The organism is Kitasatospora sp. NPDC089797 (assembly GCF_040684795.1).
Taxonomy (GTDB): Bacteria; Actinomycetota; Actinomycetes; order Streptomycetales; family Streptomycetaceae; genus Kitasatospora.
Window position 1 is genome coordinate 1 of record NZ_JBFBGS010000114.1, and the last position, 2,613, is coordinate 2,613.

Genomic DNA, 2,613 nt, shown 5'->3' on the forward strand with positions numbered 1-2,613 from the left:
GCGATGTGGTGGAGGACGAGGGTGAGCAGGTGGGTGTCGGGGGCGGTGGTGAACAGGGCGGCGCGCAGGGGGAGTTCGGTGGTGAGGTCGAAGGGGCGGGCGGAGAGCTCGGCGATCTGTGCGTGGGCGTCCGCTTCGTCGGTGTGGACGGTGACCAGCGGGATCAGTGCTGAGCTGGCCGGGCGGATGAGCTGCTGGGGTTCGCCGTCGGTCTCGGGGAAGAGGGTGCGCAGCGTCTCGTGGCGTTCCACCACGTCGTCCAGCGCGGCCTGGAGCGCGATCGGGTCCACCGCACCGGGCAGCGGCAGCACCAACGGGATGTTGTAGGAGGCCCGTTCGGTCTCGTCCATCCGGTTGAGGAACCAGAGCCGGGACTGGGCGTGGGAGAGCGGGATCCGCTCGGGGCGTTCGGCCGGGAGGAGTTCCGGCCGGGCAGTGGCGGGTGCGGCCTGCTCCAGGCGTTCGGCCAGCAGGGCGACGGTGGGGGCCTCGAAGAGGTCGCGCACGCCGAGTTCGGCGTTGAGTTCGGAGCGGACGGCGGCGACCAGGCGCATCGCCAGCAGCGAGTGCCCGCCGAGGTCGAAGAAGTTGTCGTCGATGCCGGCCGTCTCCGTCCCCAGGACGGCGCCGAAGACGTCGAGGAGCGCCTGCTCGCGCGGGGTGCGCGGGCCGCGGGCGGGTGCGGTGGCGGTGCTCGGCGCGGGCAGGGCGCGGCGGTCGAGCTTGCCGTTGGGGGTGAGCGGGAGGGTGTCCAGCAGCACGACGGCGGACGGCACCAGGTACGGGGGCAGGTGGGCGGCGGCGGAGGCGCGCAGGTCGGCCGGGTCCGGCGCGGTGCGGCCGGCGGCCGGGACCAGGTAGGCGACCAGTCGGCGGTCCCCGGGGCGGTCCTCGCGCAGCAGCACGGCGGCCTGGGCGATGTCCGGACGGGCGGTGAAGTGCGCCTCGATCTCGGCGGGTTCGATCCGGAAGCCGCGCAGCTTGATCTGGTCGTCGGTGCGGCCGAGGAACTCCAACCGGCCCTCGCCCGCGCGGTCGCGCCGCCAGCGGCCGAGGTCGCCGGTGCGGTACATCCGGGCGCCGGGCCCGCCGAAGGGGTCGGGCAGGAAGCGCTCGGCGGTCGCGCCCGGGCGGCCGAGGTAGCCGCGGGCCAGGCCGGCGCCGGCGATGAACACCTCGCCCGGCACGCCGACCGGCACCTGGCGGAGCCCGGCGTCCAGCACCTGGACCCGCATGTTGTCCAGCGGGCGGCCGATCGGCACGGTGCTGCCGAGTGCGTCCCCGGCGGTCATCGGGTGCCGGGTGGCGAACACCGTGGTCTCGGTCGGCCCGTAGCCGTCGACCACCCGCAGCCCCGGGTGGACGTCGAGCACCCGGCGCACGGCGGCGGCCGGGACGACGTCGCCGCCGGTCATCACCTCGCGCACCCCGGCCAGGCTCTGCGGCGCGTCCTCGGCGAGCAGCCGGAACAGGCCGGCGGTCAGCCAGAGCGCGGTGACCCGGTGCTCGGCGATCAGGCTCCCGATCCGCTCGGCGTCCAGCTCACCGGCCGGCGCGACCACCACCCGGCCGCCGCTGAGCAGCGGCACCCAGAGCTCGTAGGTCGCCGCGTCGAAGGCGTGCGGGGAGTGGAACAGCACCCGCTGGTGGGCGCCGTCGCGCTGCCACCAGCGGTCGGCGGCCAGCGCGGCCACGTCCGCGTGGGTGATGGCGACACCCTTGGGCGTGCCCGTGGAGCCGGAGGTGTACATCACATAGGCGAGCTGCTCGGGGTGGACGGCCGGGAGTGCGGGGGCGGCGGCCTCCGGCAGCGGCACGGAGACGTCCACCACCTGTCCGCCGGCGGCCGCCCGGGCCCGGACGAACGGGAGGTCGCGGGTGCTCGCGTCCACCAGCAGCAGGTCGGCGCCGGTGTCGGCCAGCACCAGCTCCAGCCGCTCGGCCGGCCAGCCCTCGGCCAGCGGTACGTACGCGCTGCCAGCCCGCAGCACGGCCAGCGTGCTGACCACCAGCGCGGCCGAGCGCGGCAGCAGCAGGGCCACCCGGCGCTCCGCGCCCGCGCCGAGCGCGGTCAGGTGGTGGGCCAACCGGGCGCTGGCGGCGTCGAGTTCGGCGTAGCTGAGGGTGTCGGTGCCGCAGACGACGGCGGTGGCGTCCGGGGTGCGCGCGGCCTGGGCGGCGAACAGCTCGGGCAGGGCGGTGGTGGGCAGCGGGTGGACGGCGCCGGTGGCCAGCGCGGCCAGTTCGGCCCGGCCGGCCGGGTCCAGCAGGTCGATGGCGTGGAGGGGGGTGTCGGGGTGTTCGGCGGCGCTGCGCAGGATCCGCTGGAACTCCTCGGCCAGGCGCTCGACGGTGCTCGGCTCGAAGAGGTCGGCGGCGTACTCGATGGTGACGGTGAGGCCGTCGGGTGCACCGTCCGCGGTGTGGTGCTCGGTGACGGCGAACGACAGGTCGAACTTGGCGGTGCTCTCGAACTCCACGTCCTGGGAGTCGAGTTCGGCGCCGGGTGCGGTGGTGTTGTTGAGGGTGAGGATGGTTTGGAAGAGGGGGTGGCGGTGGGGGGTGCGGGTGGGGTTGAGGGCTTCGACGAGTTGGTCGAAGGGGAGGTCCTGG

Annotated in this window: 1 protein-coding gene; it reads right to left on the reverse strand. The window is 75.2% G+C overall.

Annotated elements, in window-relative coordinates:
- Window positions 1-2,613: amino acid adenylation domain-containing protein (locus AB0O91_RS41155; protein WP_363444685.1), on the reverse strand; the 2,613-nt coding region annotated here is incomplete at both ends.